At 69.7% G+C, this 16864-nt stretch carries 12 protein-coding genes and 1 pseudogene; 10 read left to right on the plus strand and 3 right to left on the minus strand.

Annotated features, from left to right (window positions below):
- Positions 1–56: 56 nt before the first annotated feature.
- Positions 57–1136, plus strand: a complete 1080-nt coding sequence (locus tag QHF83_RS24795) for a peptidylprolyl isomerase (protein WP_282420396.1) — start codon at positions 57–59, stop codon at positions 1134–1136.
- A 75-nt stretch (positions 1137–1211) separates the two neighbouring features.
- Here QHF83_RS24795 and QHF83_RS24800 read toward each other — a convergent pair whose 3' ends face one another.
- Positions 1212–3701: a bifunctional serine/threonine-protein kinase/formylglycine-generating enzyme family protein gene (locus QHF83_RS24800; protein WP_282420397.1), complete on the minus strand. Its 2490-nt coding sequence runs from the start codon at positions 3699–3701 to the stop codon at positions 1212–1214.
- Between the two features lie 190 nt (positions 3702–3891).
- Between QHF83_RS24800 and QHF83_RS24805 the strand changes: the two genes are divergently transcribed.
- The 9 genes and pseudogenes from QHF83_RS24805 to nusB form a co-directional block, all read left to right on the plus strand.
- A complete protein-coding gene (locus QHF83_RS24805) occupies positions 3892–5460 on the plus strand; it encodes an acyl-CoA carboxylase subunit beta (RefSeq protein WP_282420398.1) in 1569 nt (522 codons plus the stop codon).
- Positions 5461–5585: 125 nt separating this feature from the next.
- On the plus strand, positions 5586–6080 hold the full coding sequence (locus QHF83_RS24810; RefSeq protein WP_282420399.1) for a hypothetical protein: 495 nt from the start codon (positions 5586–5588) through the stop codon (positions 6078–6080).
- A gap of 96 nt (positions 6081–6176) precedes the next feature.
- The gene (locus QHF83_RS24815) at positions 6177–6638 is read left to right on the plus strand and encodes a hypothetical protein (protein ID WP_282420400.1); all 462 of its coding nucleotides are present in this window, start codon (positions 6177–6179) and stop codon (positions 6636–6638) included.
- Positions 6639–6851: 213 nt separating this feature from the next.
- Complete coding sequence (locus QHF83_RS24820; protein ID WP_282420401.1) at positions 6852–9104, plus strand: Rne/Rng family ribonuclease; 2253 nt, start codon at positions 6852–6854, stop codon at positions 9102–9104.
- 8 nt (positions 9105–9112) lie between these two features.
- The gene (locus QHF83_RS24825; RefSeq protein ID WP_282420402.1) at positions 9113–9457 is read left to right on the plus strand and encodes a PilZ domain-containing protein; all 345 of its coding nucleotides are present in this window, start codon (positions 9113–9115) and stop codon (positions 9455–9457) included.
- A gap of 23 nt (positions 9458–9480) precedes the next feature.
- Positions 9481–10221: a riboflavin synthase gene (locus QHF83_RS24830; RefSeq protein WP_282420403.1), complete on the plus strand. Its 741-nt coding sequence runs from the start codon at positions 9481–9483 to the stop codon at positions 10219–10221.
- Between the two features lie 43 nt (positions 10222–10264).
- Complete coding sequence (gene ribB, locus QHF83_RS24835) at positions 10265–11416, plus strand: 3,4-dihydroxy-2-butanone-4-phosphate synthase (protein WP_282420404.1); 1152 nt, start codon at positions 10265–10267, stop codon at positions 11414–11416.
- A 10-nt stretch (positions 11417–11426) separates the two neighbouring features.
- Positions 11427–11933 (plus strand): 6,7-dimethyl-8-ribityllumazine synthase, encoded by a 507-nt coding sequence (gene ribE / locus QHF83_RS24840; RefSeq protein ID WP_272418499.1) that lies wholly within the window; start codon positions 11427–11429, stop codon positions 11931–11933.
- Positions 11934–11951: 18 nt separating this feature from the next.
- Positions 11952–12371, plus strand: a pseudogene (gene nusB / locus QHF83_RS24845) (transcription antitermination factor NusB); the annotation flags it as partial.
- Between the two features lie 82 nt (positions 12372–12453).
- Here nusB and QHF83_RS24850 read toward each other — a convergent pair.
- Both QHF83_RS24850 and QHF83_RS24855 read right to left on the minus strand, forming a co-directional pair.
- On the minus strand, positions 12454–14886 hold the full coding sequence (locus QHF83_RS24850) for a Smr/MutS family protein (protein ID WP_282420405.1): 2433 nt from the start codon (positions 14884–14886) through the stop codon (positions 12454–12456).
- Positions 14887–16806: a sigma 54-interacting transcriptional regulator gene (locus tag QHF83_RS24855; RefSeq protein WP_282420406.1), complete on the minus strand. Its 1920-nt coding sequence runs from the start codon at positions 16804–16806 to the stop codon at positions 14887–14889.
- Positions 16807–16864: the final 58 nt, after the last annotated feature.

The following is a 16864-nucleotide window of genomic DNA, read 5'->3' on the forward strand; positions in this document are numbered from 1 at the left end:
GATAACCTCGCAGAACCGCCCCAAACGCCTCAGAGAAGTGCTAGACCGGCCGCTCGATGCTGGTGAGGCGCGCGCAATCGTCCCTGTTCGTCGCGGCAATCGTCGCGCTCTCCGCGGGCTGTAACGACAAGGCCGTGACGCCTCCCGCGCCGGACGCCGCAGCGCCCGCAGCAGGGCTCTCGCAAGAGCAGGCCGCGCGGACGCTCGCGAAGGTCGGCGATCGGGTGATCACGCTCGGCGACTTCGCCGCGACGCTCGAGCGGATGGATCAGTTCGACAGGCTCCGCTACCAGACGAAGGAGCGTCGAAAAGAGCTGCTCGACGAGATCATCGACGTGGAGCTGCTCGCCGCCGAGGCGCGGCGCCGCGGGCTCGACAAGCAGCCCGAGACGGAAGAGGCGATCCGGCAGATCCTGCGCGACGCGATCCTCGCCGACGCGCGCAAAGGCCTGCCCGCGCCGGCCGAAATCCCCGCGGCCGAGGTGCGCGCGTACTACGAGGCGCACGCGGAGGAGTTCCGCGAGCCGGAGCGGCGTCGCGTGGCGGCGATCGTGCTGTCCGACAAGAAGACGGCGGAGCGCGTGCTGAAGGACGCGACGAAGATCAAGACCGCGGCCGAGTGGGGCGAGCTCTTCCACAAGCACTCGGTGACGGCGCCGAAGGCGAAGGATCCGAACGCGTCGCTCGATCTCGCGGGAGATCTCGGCGTGGTCGGCGCGCCCGACGATCCGCGCGGCAAGAACCCGAAGATCCCCGAGTCGATCCGCGCGGCGGTGTTCAAGATCGGCAGCGTGGGGTCGGTGCTCGACGAGGTCGTGGAGGCGGACGGTCGGTTTTACGTGGTGCGGATGAACGGCATCACGGCGGGGCACAACCGGACCTTGCAGGAGGCGGATCGATCGATTCGCGTGAAACTCCTGCAGCAGAAGATGCAGGAGCGCGAGAAGGCGCTCGAAGCGGAGCTCCGGAAGAAGTTCGCCGTGGAGATCGACGACGCGGCGCTCGCGAAGGTGAAGCTGCCCGAGGGCGTGAAGCCGTTCGAAGGCAAGGATCCGGGGCCGTGGGTGCTGCCGGGATACACGCCGCCCGGGCAAGAGGCGGCGGACGGCGGCGCGGGCGACGCAGGATCGCCTTAGTCCCGAGGCGCGCTCGCTTCGCGATCTCGCAGAGCAGCGAACAGGTCGCTGCTCTGGGGTTCGGAGAGACGAACCTCAGCGCGAGCGGCGGCGCGGCAGATCGTGCGCGACGCGGAAGCCGAGGTGCGTCGCGCGTGTGAGCGCGAAGAAGCGCGTGCGCGCCGCGCTGCGGGTGTACTCGTGCGTCGTGGACCAGCCGCCCGAGCGAATGACGCGCCACTCGGAGGCGTCGCGCACCGCGCCGGGGACGGGCTCGGGCTCGGCGCTCGTCTCGGACCACGTGCGCTCGCCGTGCACGTCGCCAACCCACTCGCGCACGCCGCCGGCCATGTCGCGCACGCCGTACGGAGATTCGTCGAGCGGGAACGTGCCGACGGGCTCGGGCTGCGGGAGGTATGGGCGCGAGGCGCGCATGAGGCAGAAGGTGGGGTCGAAGGAATCTCCCCAGGGATGGATGCGGCCGTCGGTGCCGCGCGCGGCCTTCTCCCATTCGAGCTCCGTGGGCAAACGGAGCTCGAAGCCCGCGTGTTCGGTGTGGAACGCGCAATACGCGGCGGCGTCGAACCAGTCGACGAGCAGGACGGGCACGTCGAAGAGGTGCCCCTCTTCGTACGGGAACTGCCTGCGCGCGTCGCCTTCGATGAGGCCGGGGACGGGCTCCCACTGGCCGTGCTCGCCGCGGCGCACGACGTAGCCTTCGGTGCCGCGGAAGTCGCGCGGAGCGCGCATGAGCGCGAGCGCGTGCGAGCGTTCCTCGATGCGATCGAGGTAGTCGCAGTACTGCCGGAAGGTGACGGGGAAGCGCGAGATCGCGAAGTCGGCGACGACGGGCTCGGCGCGGGCGAGGGCGTCGGGCGCGTCGTCGTCGCCGCCCGCGATGAACGAGCCGCCGGGTACGTAGACGAAGCCCTCGCCGATCTCCTCCTCGGTGTAGAGGTTGACCGTGGCCTCATGGCGCTCGCCGCGGCGGAGTAGGACGGGATAACGCACGTCGCGAAAGCCGGGGCGGCGAAGCACGAGCAGGTAGCTGCCCGGCGAGAGGCGGACCTCGTCGACGGGCGTGCGGCCGAGGTCGCGCTCTTCGCTCGGGACGAGGACACGATCCTTTTCGACGTAGCGATAGGCGAGCACGCGCGCGCCGGGCGGGTTCGTCTCGATCACGAGGCACGCGTCGGAGCGGAGGAGCGCGGCGTAGCTGCCGACGTCGAACTCGGAGACGAGGGCCTCGTAGTAGATGCGGCTCGCGTGGCGGCGCTCGGTGTCGGCGGCGACGGCGCGGGCCCAGTAGAGATCGGCGAGGCCCGAGCGCGCCTCTTCGAGCTCGGGGTCGTACGCGAGCGCCTTCGTGTAGAGGTCGATCGCCTCGGCCATGGCGCGCGCCTGCTCGCGCTCGACGGCGGCGGCGCGATCTTCGAGCGCCCATGCGGGGCGCTTGCGGTCGATGGGATCGTAGCTCTTCACGTCGGCGCGCAGGCGCCGCGCCTCGGCGTCGAGCTGCGCGCGTTCGAGGCGCAGGGCCTTGTCACGCAGGGCGGGCTCGCGCGCGAGCTCGCTGAGCGATCGCGCCTCGGCGCGGCGACGATCTCGCTCCTTCGCGCCTTCGAGGAAGGCCTCGGCGCCGCCCGCGACGGCCGCGGCGCACGAGGGCCGCTTCGCGGGATCTTTCGAGAGCATGGCGAGGCAGAGGTCTTCGAGCACGAGCGGGCAGCTCGGGGAGACGGCGCGCGGCGGCTTCGGATCTCGCGTCTGCGTCGCGAGGATCACGCCGAGCACGGTGGGCGCGTCGAACGGGTGCTCGCCCGTGAGCATCTCGTAGAGCACCACGCCGAGCGCGAAGAGGTCGGCGCGGTGATCGATCTTCGCGCGCTCGCCGCGGATCTGCTCGGGGGCGATGTAGCCCGGGGTCCCGGACAAACCGCTCGGATAACCGATGAAGAAGGGATCGTCGTCCGGGAGCGAGAGCGGCGAGGTGGGCTCGATGCCCGTGAGCATGCGCGCGTTGCCCCAGTCGCTCAGGTAGACTTCGCCCTCGTCGCCGAGCAGGATGTTTTCCGGCTTGATGTCGCGATGGACGACGCCGCGGCGGTGCGCGTAGGCGAGGGCGCGCGAGATCTGGACGAACGCGGAGACGAGGCGCGCGAGCGGCCACTTCGGGTGGAGCTCGGGCTGCATGAGCACGTCGTGCAGGCTTTGCTGCTTGACGATGCGCATCGTGTAGTAGGGCCGGCCGTCGGGCAGGTGGCCGACGTCGTACACGGGGACGATGTTGGGGTGCTCGAGCTGCGCGGCGACGCGCGCCTCGTGGTGGAAGAGCTCGATGCTGTCGTGCGGATCGTCGCTGTCGTCCTTGCGTGTCTTCAGCGCGACGAGGCGGCTCGCGGCGTGGTCCACGGCGGCGTAGACGACACCCGTGCCGCCGCTGCCGAGGCGCTCGACGATGCGGTAGCGCGTGCCTCCGTCGGGGAGCGAGGGAGCGAAGGGCTCCGTCTCCTCGAACGAGGGTGCATCAGCTGTGGCGTTCGGCAGGGCCGACGCGCCGGCCTCGCAGGTCGGGGCGGGCTTCATGCGTTGTGTGCCCGAGGCGAGCGCGGCCCCCCTCTCTCTTCGTTTCCGTCGCTCTTCTCGTCACCGCGCAGGCGCGGGCTCGCTCGGGCCAGGAAATCGTACTTGGCGCAGAGCCCAGCGCAACGCCCGTTCGGTCGCCGGGCGGCGGGGGGAGGCGGCGCGCGCGCGCCCATGGTAGGGCCCTCCCGCGATGTCCGAACAACAGAGCTCCCGCGCGAAAGCCGCGATCGAACGACTCGACGACATGAACCGCCGCGCCCTCGAGGGGGGCGGCGCGGCCCGAATCGCAAAGCAACACGAGGCTGGCAAGCTCACCGCGCGCGAGCGCGTCGAGCTCTTGCTCGACCCTGGCTCCTTCGTCGAGATCGACCGGTTCGTCGTCCATCGTTGCAACGACTTCGACATGGAGAAGACGAAGATCCTCGGCGACGGCGTGGTGACCGGCTGGGGGCTCGTCGACGGCCGCAAGGTCTGCGTGTTCGCGCAGGACTTCACGGTGATCGGGGGATCGCTCTCGGGGGCTTACGCGCAGAAGATCTGCAAGGTGATGGATCTCGCGATGAAGATCGGGGCGCCCGTGATCGGGCTCAACGACTCCGGCGGGGCGCGGATCCAGGAGGGCGTCGAGTCGCTCGCGGGCTACGCGGACATCTTCCTGCGGAACACCTTGGCGAGCGGCGTCGTGCCGCAGATCAGCGCCATCATGGGCCCGTGCGCGGGCGGCGCCGTGTACTCGCCGGCGATCACGGACTTCATCGTGATGGTCGAGGGGACGAGCTACATGTTCATCACGGGCCCCGAGGTCATCAAGACGGTGACGAACGAGGACGTGACCAAGGAGGACCTCGGCGGCGCATCCGCGCACGCGGCGAAGAGCGGCGTCTGTCACCTGACGGCGCCCGACGATCGCGCGGCGCTCGCGCGCGTGCGGGAGCTGCTCTCCTTTTTGCCCTCCAACAATACCGAGGATCCGCCGCGCCGGCCCTCGACCGATCCCACGGATCGCGAGGTGCCGGAGCTCGACACCATGGTGCCGACGGAATCTTCGAAGCCGTACGACATCAAGAACGTCGTCCGCGCGGTCGTCGACGACGGCTACCTCTACGAGGTGCACGAGCGGTACGCGCAGAACATCGTGTGCGGCTTCGCGCGCGTCGGCGGCCGGACCGTGGGCGTCGTGGCGAACCAGCCGAACGTGCTCGCGGGCTGCCTCGACATCCGCGCGAGCATCAAGGGCGCGCGCTTCGTGCGGTTCTGCGACTGCTTCAACATCCCGCTCGTCACGTTCGTCGACGTGCCCGGCTTCTTGCCCGGCACCGATCAGGAGTACGGCGGCATCATCACGCACGGCGCGAAGTTGCTCTACGCGTTCGCCGAGGCGACGGTCCCGAAGATCACGGTGATCACGCGCAAGGCCTACGGCGGCGCGTACGACGTGATGGCCTCGAAGCACATCCGCGCGGACTACAACCTCGCCTTCCCGACGGCGGAGATCGCGGTCATGGGGCCCGACGGCGCGGTGAACATCGTCTACCGCAAGGAGATCCAGTCGGCTTCGGATCCGGCGGCGGCGCGCGCGCGGTTCGTCGAGGAGTACAAGGCGAAGTTCGCGAACCCCTACAAGGCCGCGGAGCTCGGCTTCATCGACGAGGTGATCCACCCGCGGACGCTCCGCATTCGCCTCGATCGCGCGCTCGAGCTGCTCCGGGACAAGCGGGACAAGAACCCGCCGAAGAAACACGGCAACATTCCGCTCTAGGCAGTCCCGAGGGGGACACCTCGCGATCTCGTTGCCTTGCCGATACGTCGCGTGTACGGACGCGTTTGTCCTCGGCCTCTCATCCTTTCTTCGAGGTCGGGGTCGCACATCCTTGGAGGTTTCCGATGAAGTGGACGTTCGCGGCGGTGTTCGTGTCGCTCGGGGCGCTCGTGGCGTGCAGCAGCGGCGGCGGCGGTAGCGGCGGTGGTGGCGGCGAGGGCGGTGACGACTGGGGCGGCGAGGGCGGCAGCGGCGGCAAGACCACGTCGGCGGCCTCCGCCTCGGGCGGCAGCGGCGGCATGGGCGGCATGGGCGCGAGCAGCAGCAGCTCGGGCGGCGGCAACCCGGCCTGCGACACGGCGGGCGCGAGCTGCCAGAGCTGCCAGACCTGCACGCAGATGGGCGGCGGGTGTCAGACCGAGATCCAGGCTTGCCAGAACAACATGGCCTGCACCTTGCTCGCGCAGTGTCTCCAGGGCTGCGCGGACGCCGCGTGCCAGCAGACCTGCGCGCAGATGAACCAGGCGGGCCTCGCGCCCTACAACGCCGTCGCCGTTTGCCTCATCTGCGACAACTGCCCGAGCGCCTGCGCCCAGCAGGCGGCGATGTGCCCGCCGTGACCTGAGCGCCGGCACGATCGGACGAACAATGTCCATGTAGGGCGATGTCGCCCTTTCGCGACGAACCGCCCCGAAGTACGCTGATCCGTTGCACTTATGGCGCAACGGAACGGCATTTTCGGGGCGGCGCTCGTGTTCCTCCTGGCCTGCGCGGACGCTGACCAAGCGGGGGGGTTTTTCGAAGGGAACCAGGGAGGCGGCGGCGGCATGGGGACCACGGCCGTCGGCAGCGGCGGCGGGGCCGACGCGGGGGCCGACGCCGCGACCAAGCCCCCCGAGAACTGCGACGAGCTCGCCTCGTGCGGCGATTACAGCCGCGGCTGCACGGGCTGCGCGGTGAAGGGCCCGTGCGTCGTGGCCTACGAGGGCTGCTTGGGCGACAAATCCTGTGTCGAATTCAACATGTGCATGGCCGGCTGCGAGGACGACGTCGCCTGCCAGAACGGGTGCGCCATGGGAAATCCCCTCGGCGCCGACCGGTACAACGCGCTCATCACCTGCATCGTCTGCGAGTCCTGCCCGACCTCGTGCGCCGACTCCGCGAGCATCTGCCCCTAGCAGCGCGGCTGGAACCTTCCTGTTTTCCTGCACTTCCCCGGTTCGGCCGGCCCGACCCGAGCGCGGCCCCTGGTCGCGCCGCCGGGGGCACCGGCGAAGCGCGGGTCCGTCGCGAAGGACGAGCCCTGAACGAAAGGCGAGCCAATCGGCTTCATGGCCCGGGCTTGTCGTGGTAACCCTTCGCTCGCGGCGCGGTAAGGGCGCTCCAGTGGCATGGGTAAGAATCTCCTCGTCATCAACGTCGACATCCGCGAGACGCGCGTCGCCCTCATCGAAAACGGGATCATCGCCGAGCTGCACATCGAGCGAGATGCGCAGAAGGGGACCCTCGGGAACATCTACCTCGGCAGGGTCAGCCGTGTTCTCCCGGGCATGCAGGCCGCGTTCATCGACATCGGGCTCGAACGCGCGGCCTTCCTGCACGTCGAGGACCTGATCCGTCCGGACGATTTCGACGCGTATCTCGCAGGTCGGCACACACACGGCACGTCGCACGAAGAAGAAGAACGGCCGGCGCACGTCGCGCCCGAGATCACGGCGCACGTGCCCGAAGAGCCGGTGCGCACCGAGCGCGACGTGTCGATCTCGCTGCCGACCGCGCTCGACGTGATGGCCGAGCCGAGCGGCGAAGAAGTCTTCGAAGAGGGCGACGAAGAGCAAGCCGCCGAGGCGCAGAGCACCGAGGGGCCGACCTCGGACGAACCGGCCTCGGAGGAGTCCGCCGCGGAGGAAGCTCTCGCAGACGAGGCGCGCGTCGAGGAAGAGGCGGACGACGCGACGGAGTCGGAAGACGAAGGCGACGTCGAGGCTGTTGAAGCCGTCGAGGCGACCGAAGCGAGCGCGGAGCCCGAGGAGCAAGAGGACGCAGCGCAGGCCGAGGAGGGCGCGGAGGCGCAGGCGGCCGAGGTGAAGGTCGAGGGCGCAGGTAGCGAGGCGGCCGAGACCTCGCCGACGGAGCCGCGCGGCGGGCGCTCACGGCGTGGTCGTGGGCAACGTGGTCGCGTGCGTCGGTCCGGACGAACCCGCGATCGTCGGCCGGAGGCCGCAGCTGCTGCGGTGGTGGTGGCGGTGAAGGAAGCGCCCAAGGAGGCCGCACGCGAGACGTCGCGGACGCCGAAGGAAGGGCGCAGCCGCGACCGCAGCGAGAAGGGACGCGGTCGGGATGGAGGTCGCGGAGGTCGTGATCGCGGGGGCGATCGTACGACCACGAAGCGAGCGCACGGCAGCCATCACGATCCGATGCGCGTCTCGAAGACCACGCCGATCCGTGAGGTGATCCGCGAGGGCCAGGAGGTCCTCGTGCAGGTCTCGAAGGAGCCGATCGGGACGAAGGGCGCGCGCGTGACGAGCCACGTCTCGCTGCCGGGCCGGTACGTCGTGTACCTGCCGACGGTCGATCACGTGGGCATCTCGAAGCGCATCGGCTCGGAGAAGGAGCGCTCGCGGCTGCGCGAGGCGATCGAGTCGATGAAGCCGCCGCAGGGCGGGCTCATCGTGCGCACGGTGGCCGAGGGCCTGACGAAGAAGCAGCTCAAGTCGGACGTCGGCTACCTCGTGCGGCTCTGGGGCGAGGTCGTGAAGAAGCGCGAGAGCGTGGTGCGGGGGCCGGCGTGCCTCTACACGGAGCTCGATCTCGTGCTGAAGACGGCGCGGGATCTCTTCACGGACGACATCGAGAAGATCGTGATCGACAGCCGCGAGGAGTACGTGCGGCTGAAGCGCTTCATGGAGATGTTCATGCCGGAGCGCGTGGACGCCGTGGAGCTCTACGAAGGCGAGGAGCCGATCTTCGACGCGTACGGCATCGAGGACGAGATCCAGCGCGCCCTGTCGCGCAAGGTCCCGCTGCCCTCGGGCGGCCACCTGATCATCGATCAGGCCGAGGCGCTCACGGCGATCGACGTGAACACCGGAAAGTTCGTGGGCAAAGGATCTCGCGACCTCGAAGAGACGATCCTCACGACGAACCTGGAGGCGGTCGAGGAGATCGCCTACCAGCTCCGGTTCCGGAACATCGGCGGCCTGATCATCCTCGACCTCATCGACATGGAGCGCGCGGGCAACCGCGAGAAGGTGCGCAAGCGCCTGGAGGAGCTCCTGTCGAAGGACAAGGCCAAGACCACGTTCAACCGGATCTCGGAGCTCGGCCTCATCGAGATGACCCGCAAGCGCACGCGGGAGAGCCTCGGGCGCATCATGCTCGAGCCGTGCTTCTACTGCGACGGCACCGGGCAGCTCCAGTCGAAGCAGAGCATCGCGTACGAGATCTTGCGGCAGATCCGCCGCGAGCGCTTGAACCTCCCGGGGTACGTGGTGATCGTCAACGCGCACCCGGCGATCGTCGACCTCCTGAAGAACGACGAGCGGGTCGCCGTGCAAGAGGCCGAGCGCCTGTTCACGCGCCGGATCGAGCTCGTCCCCCGCAAGGAATACCACCTCGAACAGTTCGACCTGCTCGGCAGATGAGGTGACGCATGAACGAGAGCGACCGTCCTCCTGTTGACCACGGCCCGCGCAAGGACGAGCGCGTCACGATCAACAAGGAGTTCGAGAGCTACGACTCGTTCATCAACGAGTACGTGTCGAACATCTCCCGCACGGGTGTGTTCGTCCGCTCGAAGATCCCGCTCGAGGTCGGCACCAAGGTCAACCTGCGCTTCACCGTGATCATGGACGACATCGAGACGATCGAGGGCATCGGCGAGGTGGTTCGCGTCCACGACGACCCGCCCGGCATGGGCGTCGTGTTCACCGAGCTCGGCGAAGAGTCGAAGCGGATCGTCGACCGTCTGCTCGCCGCGCAGGCAAACAAAGAGTAAGCCCTCGGATCGAACCGAAGCGGATGTTCACGGGCCTCGTCGAGACCATCGGGATCCTCCGGCAAAGGGCCGGCAGCCCCGTCGCGCGCGCGTTCATCGAGTGCTCGCTCGGGCCGCTCGAGCTCGGCGAGTCGATCAGCGTGAACGGCGCATGCCTCACGGTGGATCGCATCCGGCCGAGCGGGTTCGAGTGCGACATGTCCGAAGAGACCCTCGAGCGGACGACGCTCGGCGCGCTCGCGGTGGGCGCGCGGGTGCACCTCGAACGAGCGATGAAGCTCGGCGGGCGGATGGGCGGGCACATGGTGCTCGGCCACGTGGACGGCATCGGGCGCGTGAGCGAGCGGGCGCCGAGCGGGGACGCGACGAGGCTCGTGGTCGAGACCGACGGCGGGCTCGCGCCGTACCTCGCGGACAAGGGCTCGATCGCGATCGACGGCGTGAGCCTGACGATCAACCGGGTGACGGATCAGGGGCAGGGGCGCTCGTCACGTGTCCTGTTCGAGGTCATGCTCGTGCCGCACACGCTCGGGCGGACCAACCTCGGCGATCTTCGGCCGGGGCAGGCCGTGAATCTTGAAGTCGATGTGCTCGCGCGCTACGTGGCGCGGCAGCTTTCGATCGCGAGCGGAGCGCGCGCTACGCCTTCGTCGGAAGAGGCGCCGGGGTGGGGAGGAGAGGTCGCAGAGAACGATGAGCACCACCACCACGAATCCAGGGACGAACGCCTCCTCGCGAAGCTCCGATCGGGGGGATTCCTTTGATGAGCTCGCGGCGGGGCGCGCGGGTGAAAAGGGCGGGGGCACCATGCCGCATCGACTGACGATCGACTCTGCCGTCCTCGGCCGCGTGAACCGCGCGCTCGACGAGATCCGCAACGGTCGGATGGTGATCCTCGTCGACGACGAGGACCGCGAGAACGAGGGCGATCTCTGCATGGCCGCCGAGCGCGTGTCGCCGGAGGCGATCAACTTCATGGCCAAGCACGGCCGTGGCCTCATCTGCCTCACGCTCGAAGAGGAGCAGGTCGACCGGCTGGAGCTGCCGATGATGAGCGCGCCGGGGCGCGGCGGTCCGCCCCTCGGGACGGCGTTCACCGTGAGCATCGAGGCGCGCACGGGCGTGACCACGGGCATCAGCGCGGCCGATCGCGCGAGGACGATCCAGGTCGCGATCGCGCCCGACGCGCGGCCCGTGGACCTCGTCACGCCGGGACACGTGTTTCCGCTGCGCGCGCGGCGCGGCGGCGTCCTGGTTCGGACGGGACAAACCGAGGGCTCGGTGGATCTCGCGCGGCTCGCGGGGCTCAGGGCCGCGGGCGTGATCTGCGAGATCATGAACGACGACGGCACGATGGCGCGGATGCCGGACCTCGAGCGGTTCGCCTCGCACCACGAACTCGTGATCCTGTCGGTGGCGGACCTCATCCAGTACCGCCTGCAGACCGAGCGGCTCGTGCGTCGCGTGTCGGAGCGAGAGCTCCGGCTCGATCAGACGGGCACGACGTGGACGGCGGCGGTGTACGAGATCATCGGCGAGGCGCGGCAGTTCCTCGCGCTCGTGAAGGGCACGGTGGACGGCGCGAAGCCCACGCTCTGCCGCGTGCATTCGGGCGCGCTCGTGGCCGACCTCTTCAGCTCGACGCCGTTCGAGGGCGGCTCGAACCTGCGCGAGGCGATCTCGCTGATCGAGAAGGCGGGCGAGGGCGTGGTGCTCTACATCCCGCCGCGGCTCGATCTCGGGGCCGAGCTCGAAGCGAAGGGCCGCACGACGCAGGACGCGCGCGCGCCGCAGCAGGCGCTGCGGGAGTTCGGGCTCGGCGCGCAGGTGCTCGCGGACCTCGGCTGCCAGAAGCTCCGGCTTCTGACGAACAGCCAGACGAAGATCGCAGGGCTCGACGGGTTCGGGCTCGAGGTGGTCGAGCGCGTGCCGCTCGTATCCATGCAGGGCGAGGCTTGAGGAAATTAGGATGAGCACCAACGGAGAGCGCGGCGCTCCGCGCACGGTCGAGGGCCACCTGGTCGTCCCGTCGGGGGCGAAGTTCGCCCTCGTCGTGAGCCGGTTCAACCACTTCATCGTCGACAGGCTGGTCGAGGGCGCGCTCGACGCGATCGCGCGGCACGGCGGTTCGATCTCGGACGTGACGATCGTGCGCGTGCCGGGCGCGTGGGAGATCCCCGTCGTGGTCCGCAGGCTCGCGGAGAAGCGCAGCGTGAGCGCGGTCGTGGCGCTCGGCGCGGTGATCCGCGGCTCGACGCCGCACTTCGACTATGTGGCGTCCGAGGTGACGAAGGGGATCGCGCAGGTCTCCTTGCAGACGGGCGTGCCCGTGACGTTTGGCGTCCTGACGACCGACACGATCGAGCAGGCGGTCGAGCGCGCCGGGACGAAAGCAGGCAACAAGGGCTGGGAGGCCGCCGTGAGCGCGATCGAGATGGTCTCGCTCGCCTCGGCCCTCGACGGCGCCGGGCTCTGATCGAAAGCTCTCGGGACCATGGGCGCTCGGTCGACGGGCCGCGAGGCGGCGCTGCAAATGTTGTTCGCGCTGGAGCAGGGCACGAGCTCCGCTGAGCGCGTGATCATGCACTACTGGCGTTTGACGCCCGGGGATCCGGAAGGCAGGGAGTACGCCGACCAGATCGTGCGAGGCGTCGAGAAGAACCTCACGAAGGTCGACGATACGATTCGCAAGGCGAGCGTGAACTGGCGGCTCGAGCGGATGGCGCGGGTCGATCGGAACGTGCTGCGCCTCGGCGCGTGGGAGCTCATCAACGGTGGGGACGTGCCGCGCGCGGTCATCCTCGACGAGGCGGTCGAGCTCGCCAAGCGCTTCGGCAGCGAGGACTCGTCGGCGTTCGTGAACGGCGTGCTCGATCGGATCGCCGAGGATCTCGGGCGCGTGGATCGCGATCGAGCCGCGGCGGGCAAGCCGGCCGATCCCGGCAAGGGCGTGGGCAAACGCGACGGCGGCGGAGGCGGTGGAGGAAACCGGCCCGCTAGGCGCGGAGCCAGACGACCGTGACGCCGTCGCCGCCCTCGCGAGGTTCGCCGGGGCGGAGGCGGGAGACGTAGGGGCTCTGGCGCATCGCGTCCCGCACGGCGTCGCGCAGGGCCCCCTTGCCGTGGCCGTGGATCAGGAAGGCCACGCGTCGGCCCGCGCCGACGGAGCGATCGAGGAACTGCTCGGCCATGCCGACGGCCTCGTGCGCGCGGAGGCCGCGGAGATCGACGGTGTTCTCGCTCGTCTGGATGGGGACGTCGGGATCGGCGGCCGCGTCGAGATCGACGCGCTTCTTGCCGCTTCCCGCGCGGGTTTTATCGGACGAACCCCCATCGGCCGCGCGCACCTCGGCGACCGAGGTCGTGAGCTTGAGGGGCCCGGCGGCGACGCGGAGCTGGCCGCCCGCGAGGACCTCGACGACGTCGGCTTCGGCGCGCAGGCGCGGGACGTAGACGCGCGTGCCCACGCGGATCTCCGCCGGCGCGATGGTTCCGCGGGACAAACCTTCGTCACGCCCGGTCGGTTCGAGCTCGCCGAAGGTGCTCGTCTTCTGGGCGACGGCGTCGATCGCGCGGGCCGCGGCGCGTAGATCCTCGGTCGTGGGCTTGGCCCGGAGGCGCGCTTGGGCGTCGCGGATGTCCTGCCGCGCCTTGCGGATCGACTCCAGAAGCTCGCGGCCGGCCTCGGTGACGTAGCGGCGCTCCTCGGCGCGCAGGCGCGTGAGCTCCTCGTCGAGCGCGCGTTGCTTGTCGCGCGCGATCTCGGCCTCGCGCTCGGCCGACGTGCGCGCGACCTCGAGCGCATTTCGCTCGGCCTGGAGCTTCGCGACCATGTCCTCGAACCGCACGGCCTCGCGCGAGAGGAACCGCTCGGCGCGTTCGAGCACGGTGCCCGGGATGCCGAAGCGACGCGCCACGGCGAGCGCGCTCGACGCGCCGGGGATGCCCATCGAGAGCCGGAACGTCGGGCTCATCGTGGCGATGTCGAAGCCGACGGAGGCATTCTCGAAGCGCGGATCGGCGAGCGCGAGCGCCTTCAGGCCCTCGTAGTGGGTCGTCGTCGCGACGGTGCCGCCGCGCGCGCAGAGCGAGTCGAGCACGGCCGACGCGAGCGCCTCGCCCTCGCGCGGGTCCGTGCCGCCCGCGAGTTCGTCGAGCAAAACCAGCGCGCCGGGCCGCGTATCCGCGAGGATGTGCGCGAGGTTCTGCACGTGCGCGCTGAACGTGGAGAGGTTCTTGTGCAGGCTCTGATCGTCGCCGACGTCCGTGAGCACGACCTCGAAGACGTCGACGCGCGAGCCCTCGTCGGCCGGCACGGGCAGGCCCGCGCGGACGCAGAGCGCGGCGAGGCCGAGCGTCTTCAGGGCGACGGTCTTGCCGCCGGCGTTCGGGCCCGAGACGATCATCGCGTGGCCCGCCGTGATCCCGAGGTCGCTCGGGACGACGGAGACGCCGTCGAGCGCGAGCAGCGGGTGACGCGCTCCGATGAGGCGGATCGTCCCGATGGATCCGGCCTCGGGCACCTCGGGGAACGTGAAGCGTAGATCCTTCGCGAGGCGCGCGGCCGCGGCGCGCACGTCCGCGTGCGCGAGGGCAAAGACGGCGGCCGCGACCGAGTCGATCTCGCCGCCGATCTTCGCGCTGAGCGCCGCGTAGACGAGCTCCTCCTCGTGCTGCACGAGGGCCTCGACCATCTTCAGGCGGTTGCCCATCTCGACGACGACACGCGGCTCGACGAAGAGCGTCGCGCCGCTCCCGCTCGTCGCATGCACGATGCCCGGGAACCGCTCGTGCGCGTCGGCGCGCACGGGCAGCACGTACCGTCCGTCCCGCTCCGTGTAGTAGGTGTCCTGCAGGATGTCCGCGTGCTTGTGCATGATCTCGTCGAGCTTGCGGACGAGACGATCGCGCAGGTTTCGCCGCTCGGCGCGGAGCTCCGCGAGGCGCGGCGAAGCGCGATCGGAGAGCGTGCCGTCGGGATCGAACGCGGAGCTCACCTCGCGCTCGAGCGCGTCGAGGCCCGGATCGGTCGAGCAGGCGCGGAAGAGCAGCGGAACACGCGTCTTGCGCGCCGCGAGGAAGCGACGCAGCCGGCCGGCCTCCGCGAGGCAACGGCCCACGGCGCGCAGCTCCTCGTTCGCCAAGGTCGCGCCGATGCGCGCGCGATCGAGCGCGGCCTCGACCCAGGGCACGTCGGGCGCGGGCAAGGGCTCGGCGGTGCGGTCGAGATCGACGGCCTCCTGCACCTCGCCGAGCGCGACCCGCACGCCCTCGTGCGTCGAGGCGAACGGGAGATCACGGGCGATGCGCTTGCCGGCCTCGCTCGCCGCGCGATCGGCGAGCGCCGCGAGCAGCCGATCCCATTCGAGATCGGCGCGCGTTTTGTCGGGACACGGGTGGGGGAGGGTCCGGGCTTCGGTGCTTTCCATTCAGCCTTCGGAGGGATCCCGCGGCGTGCCGCCCGCGCCGCTCGGCATCGGGTTTTGCTCTTTCTCCAGGTACCGGAAGATGGTGCGTGGATCGACGCCGAGGTCGCGGGCGGTCTGCGTGCGGTTCCCGTTGTTGCGTTCCAGCACTTCGAGGACGTACCTGCGCTGGAATTCTTCTTTCGCTTTCTCGAGCGGCAAGATGGCGGTCTCCGCGCCGGGACCGAGATCGAGGTCCTCGGGGCCGAGCAGCGTCTTGTCGCAGAGCACGAGCGCCTTCTTGATGCGGTTTTCGAGCTGCCGGATGTTCCCGGGCCAGCCGTATTTCTTGATCGCCGCGAGCGCCGCGGGGCTGTAGCCGCGCACCGAGCTCCCGAGCTCGTCCGCGTACTTCGAGAGCAGCGCCTTCGCGATGATGAGCACGTCGTCGCCGCGCTCGCGCAGGGGCGGGAGCCAGAGGTTCACGACGTTGAGCCGGTAGTAGAGGTCCTCGCGGAAGTGGCTCGCGCGGATCTCCTCTTCGAGGTTTCGGTTCGTCGCGGCGACGATGCGGATGTCGACCTTCTCCGGCTTCGAGTCGCCGACGCGGAAGACGACACGCTCCTGCAGCGCGCGAAGCAGTTTGACCTGCAAGTTCAGCGGTAGCTCGCCGATCTCGTCGAGGAAGAGCGTGCCCTTGTCCGCGACCTGGAATTTTCCGGGCCGGCTCGCGATGGCGCCCGTGAACGCGCCCTTCACGTGACCGAAGAGCTCGCTCTCGATGAGGTTCTCCGGGATCGCGCCGCAGTTGATCGTGACGAACGGCCCGTTCTCGCGGTTCGATCGCCTGTGGATTTCCCGCGCGATGAGCTCCTTGCCCGTCCCGGTCTCGCCCGTGATGAGCACGCTGATGTCCGTCGCCGCCACCTTCGTGAGCTTGCGGAAGACCTCGAGCATGCTCGGACACGCGCCGATGATCTCGCCGAACTTCTTGTCCTTGAGCTCCGCTTCGAGCTTCGCCTTGTCGGCCCGGAGCGCGCTGAGGAGCATCGCGTTTTGCAGGATCAGCGAGGCTTGCGAGGCGAAGATGCCGAGCAGCTCGAGCTGCGTGCGATCGAAGAGGTGCTTGACCTTGTCGTTGCCGACGTAAAGCGCGCCGATCACCTCGCCCTGCGAGAGCAGCGGCGCGCACATGACGCTGGAGAGCTTCATCGCGATGACGCTCTCGCTGCGGCCGAACTGCGTGTCCGCGAGCGCGTCCGAGACGATGAGCGACCTGCCCGAGGCGAGGACCTGCCGCGCGATGCTGTCCGAGATCGAGCCCTGCGCGTCCGTGATCGCCTCGCGCCGCACGTTGCGCGAGGCGCGCACCACGAGCTTGCGCTCCTCGCCCTGGGCGTCGCGACGCGCGCCCTTGCCCGGATCCGCGGCCTCCTCGGCGCCTTCCACGAGCAGGAGGAATCCCTTGTCCGCGTGCGTGAGCTCGATGATGTCGTCGAGCATCGCTTCGAGCAGCTCGTCGACGCTGCGTCGGTTGATGAGCTTCTCGCTGAACGCGAAGAGCTTGCGCACGCCCGCGAGCTCCGCCGAGACGCCGGGCGTCTCGCGTTTCTCGCTCTGGCCATCGTCGTCGTCCTGGCGGGCCTTCGTGGCCTCGGAGAACATCGAGAAGCCGAGCTCGACGCTGCCGAGCGTGACGCGGTCGCCGTGGACGAGGCGCGCGCGGCGCTTCTTCTTGCCGTTGATCTGGATGTCGCCGTCACGGTCGAGCTCTTCGAGGACGAAGTCGCGGCCATCGAAGGAGATCTGCGCGTGGTGGTCCGCGAGCCCCGCCCCCGCGAGCGCGACGTCGTTTCCGAGCGCTTTGCCGATCGTCGTGACCGGCTTGTGCACGGCATACACCCGAGGCGCCCCGCGGGCGGCGAAGTACTTCAGTGTCGGCATGGGGACCCGGAGGATAGCGCTTTTGCCGCGGGCGTCGGCCCCGGCGCGCCGTTCGATG

The organism is Polyangium sp. 15x6 (assembly GCF_029960785.1).
Lineage (GTDB): Bacteria > Myxococcota_A > Polyangia > Polyangiales > Polyangiaceae > Polyangium.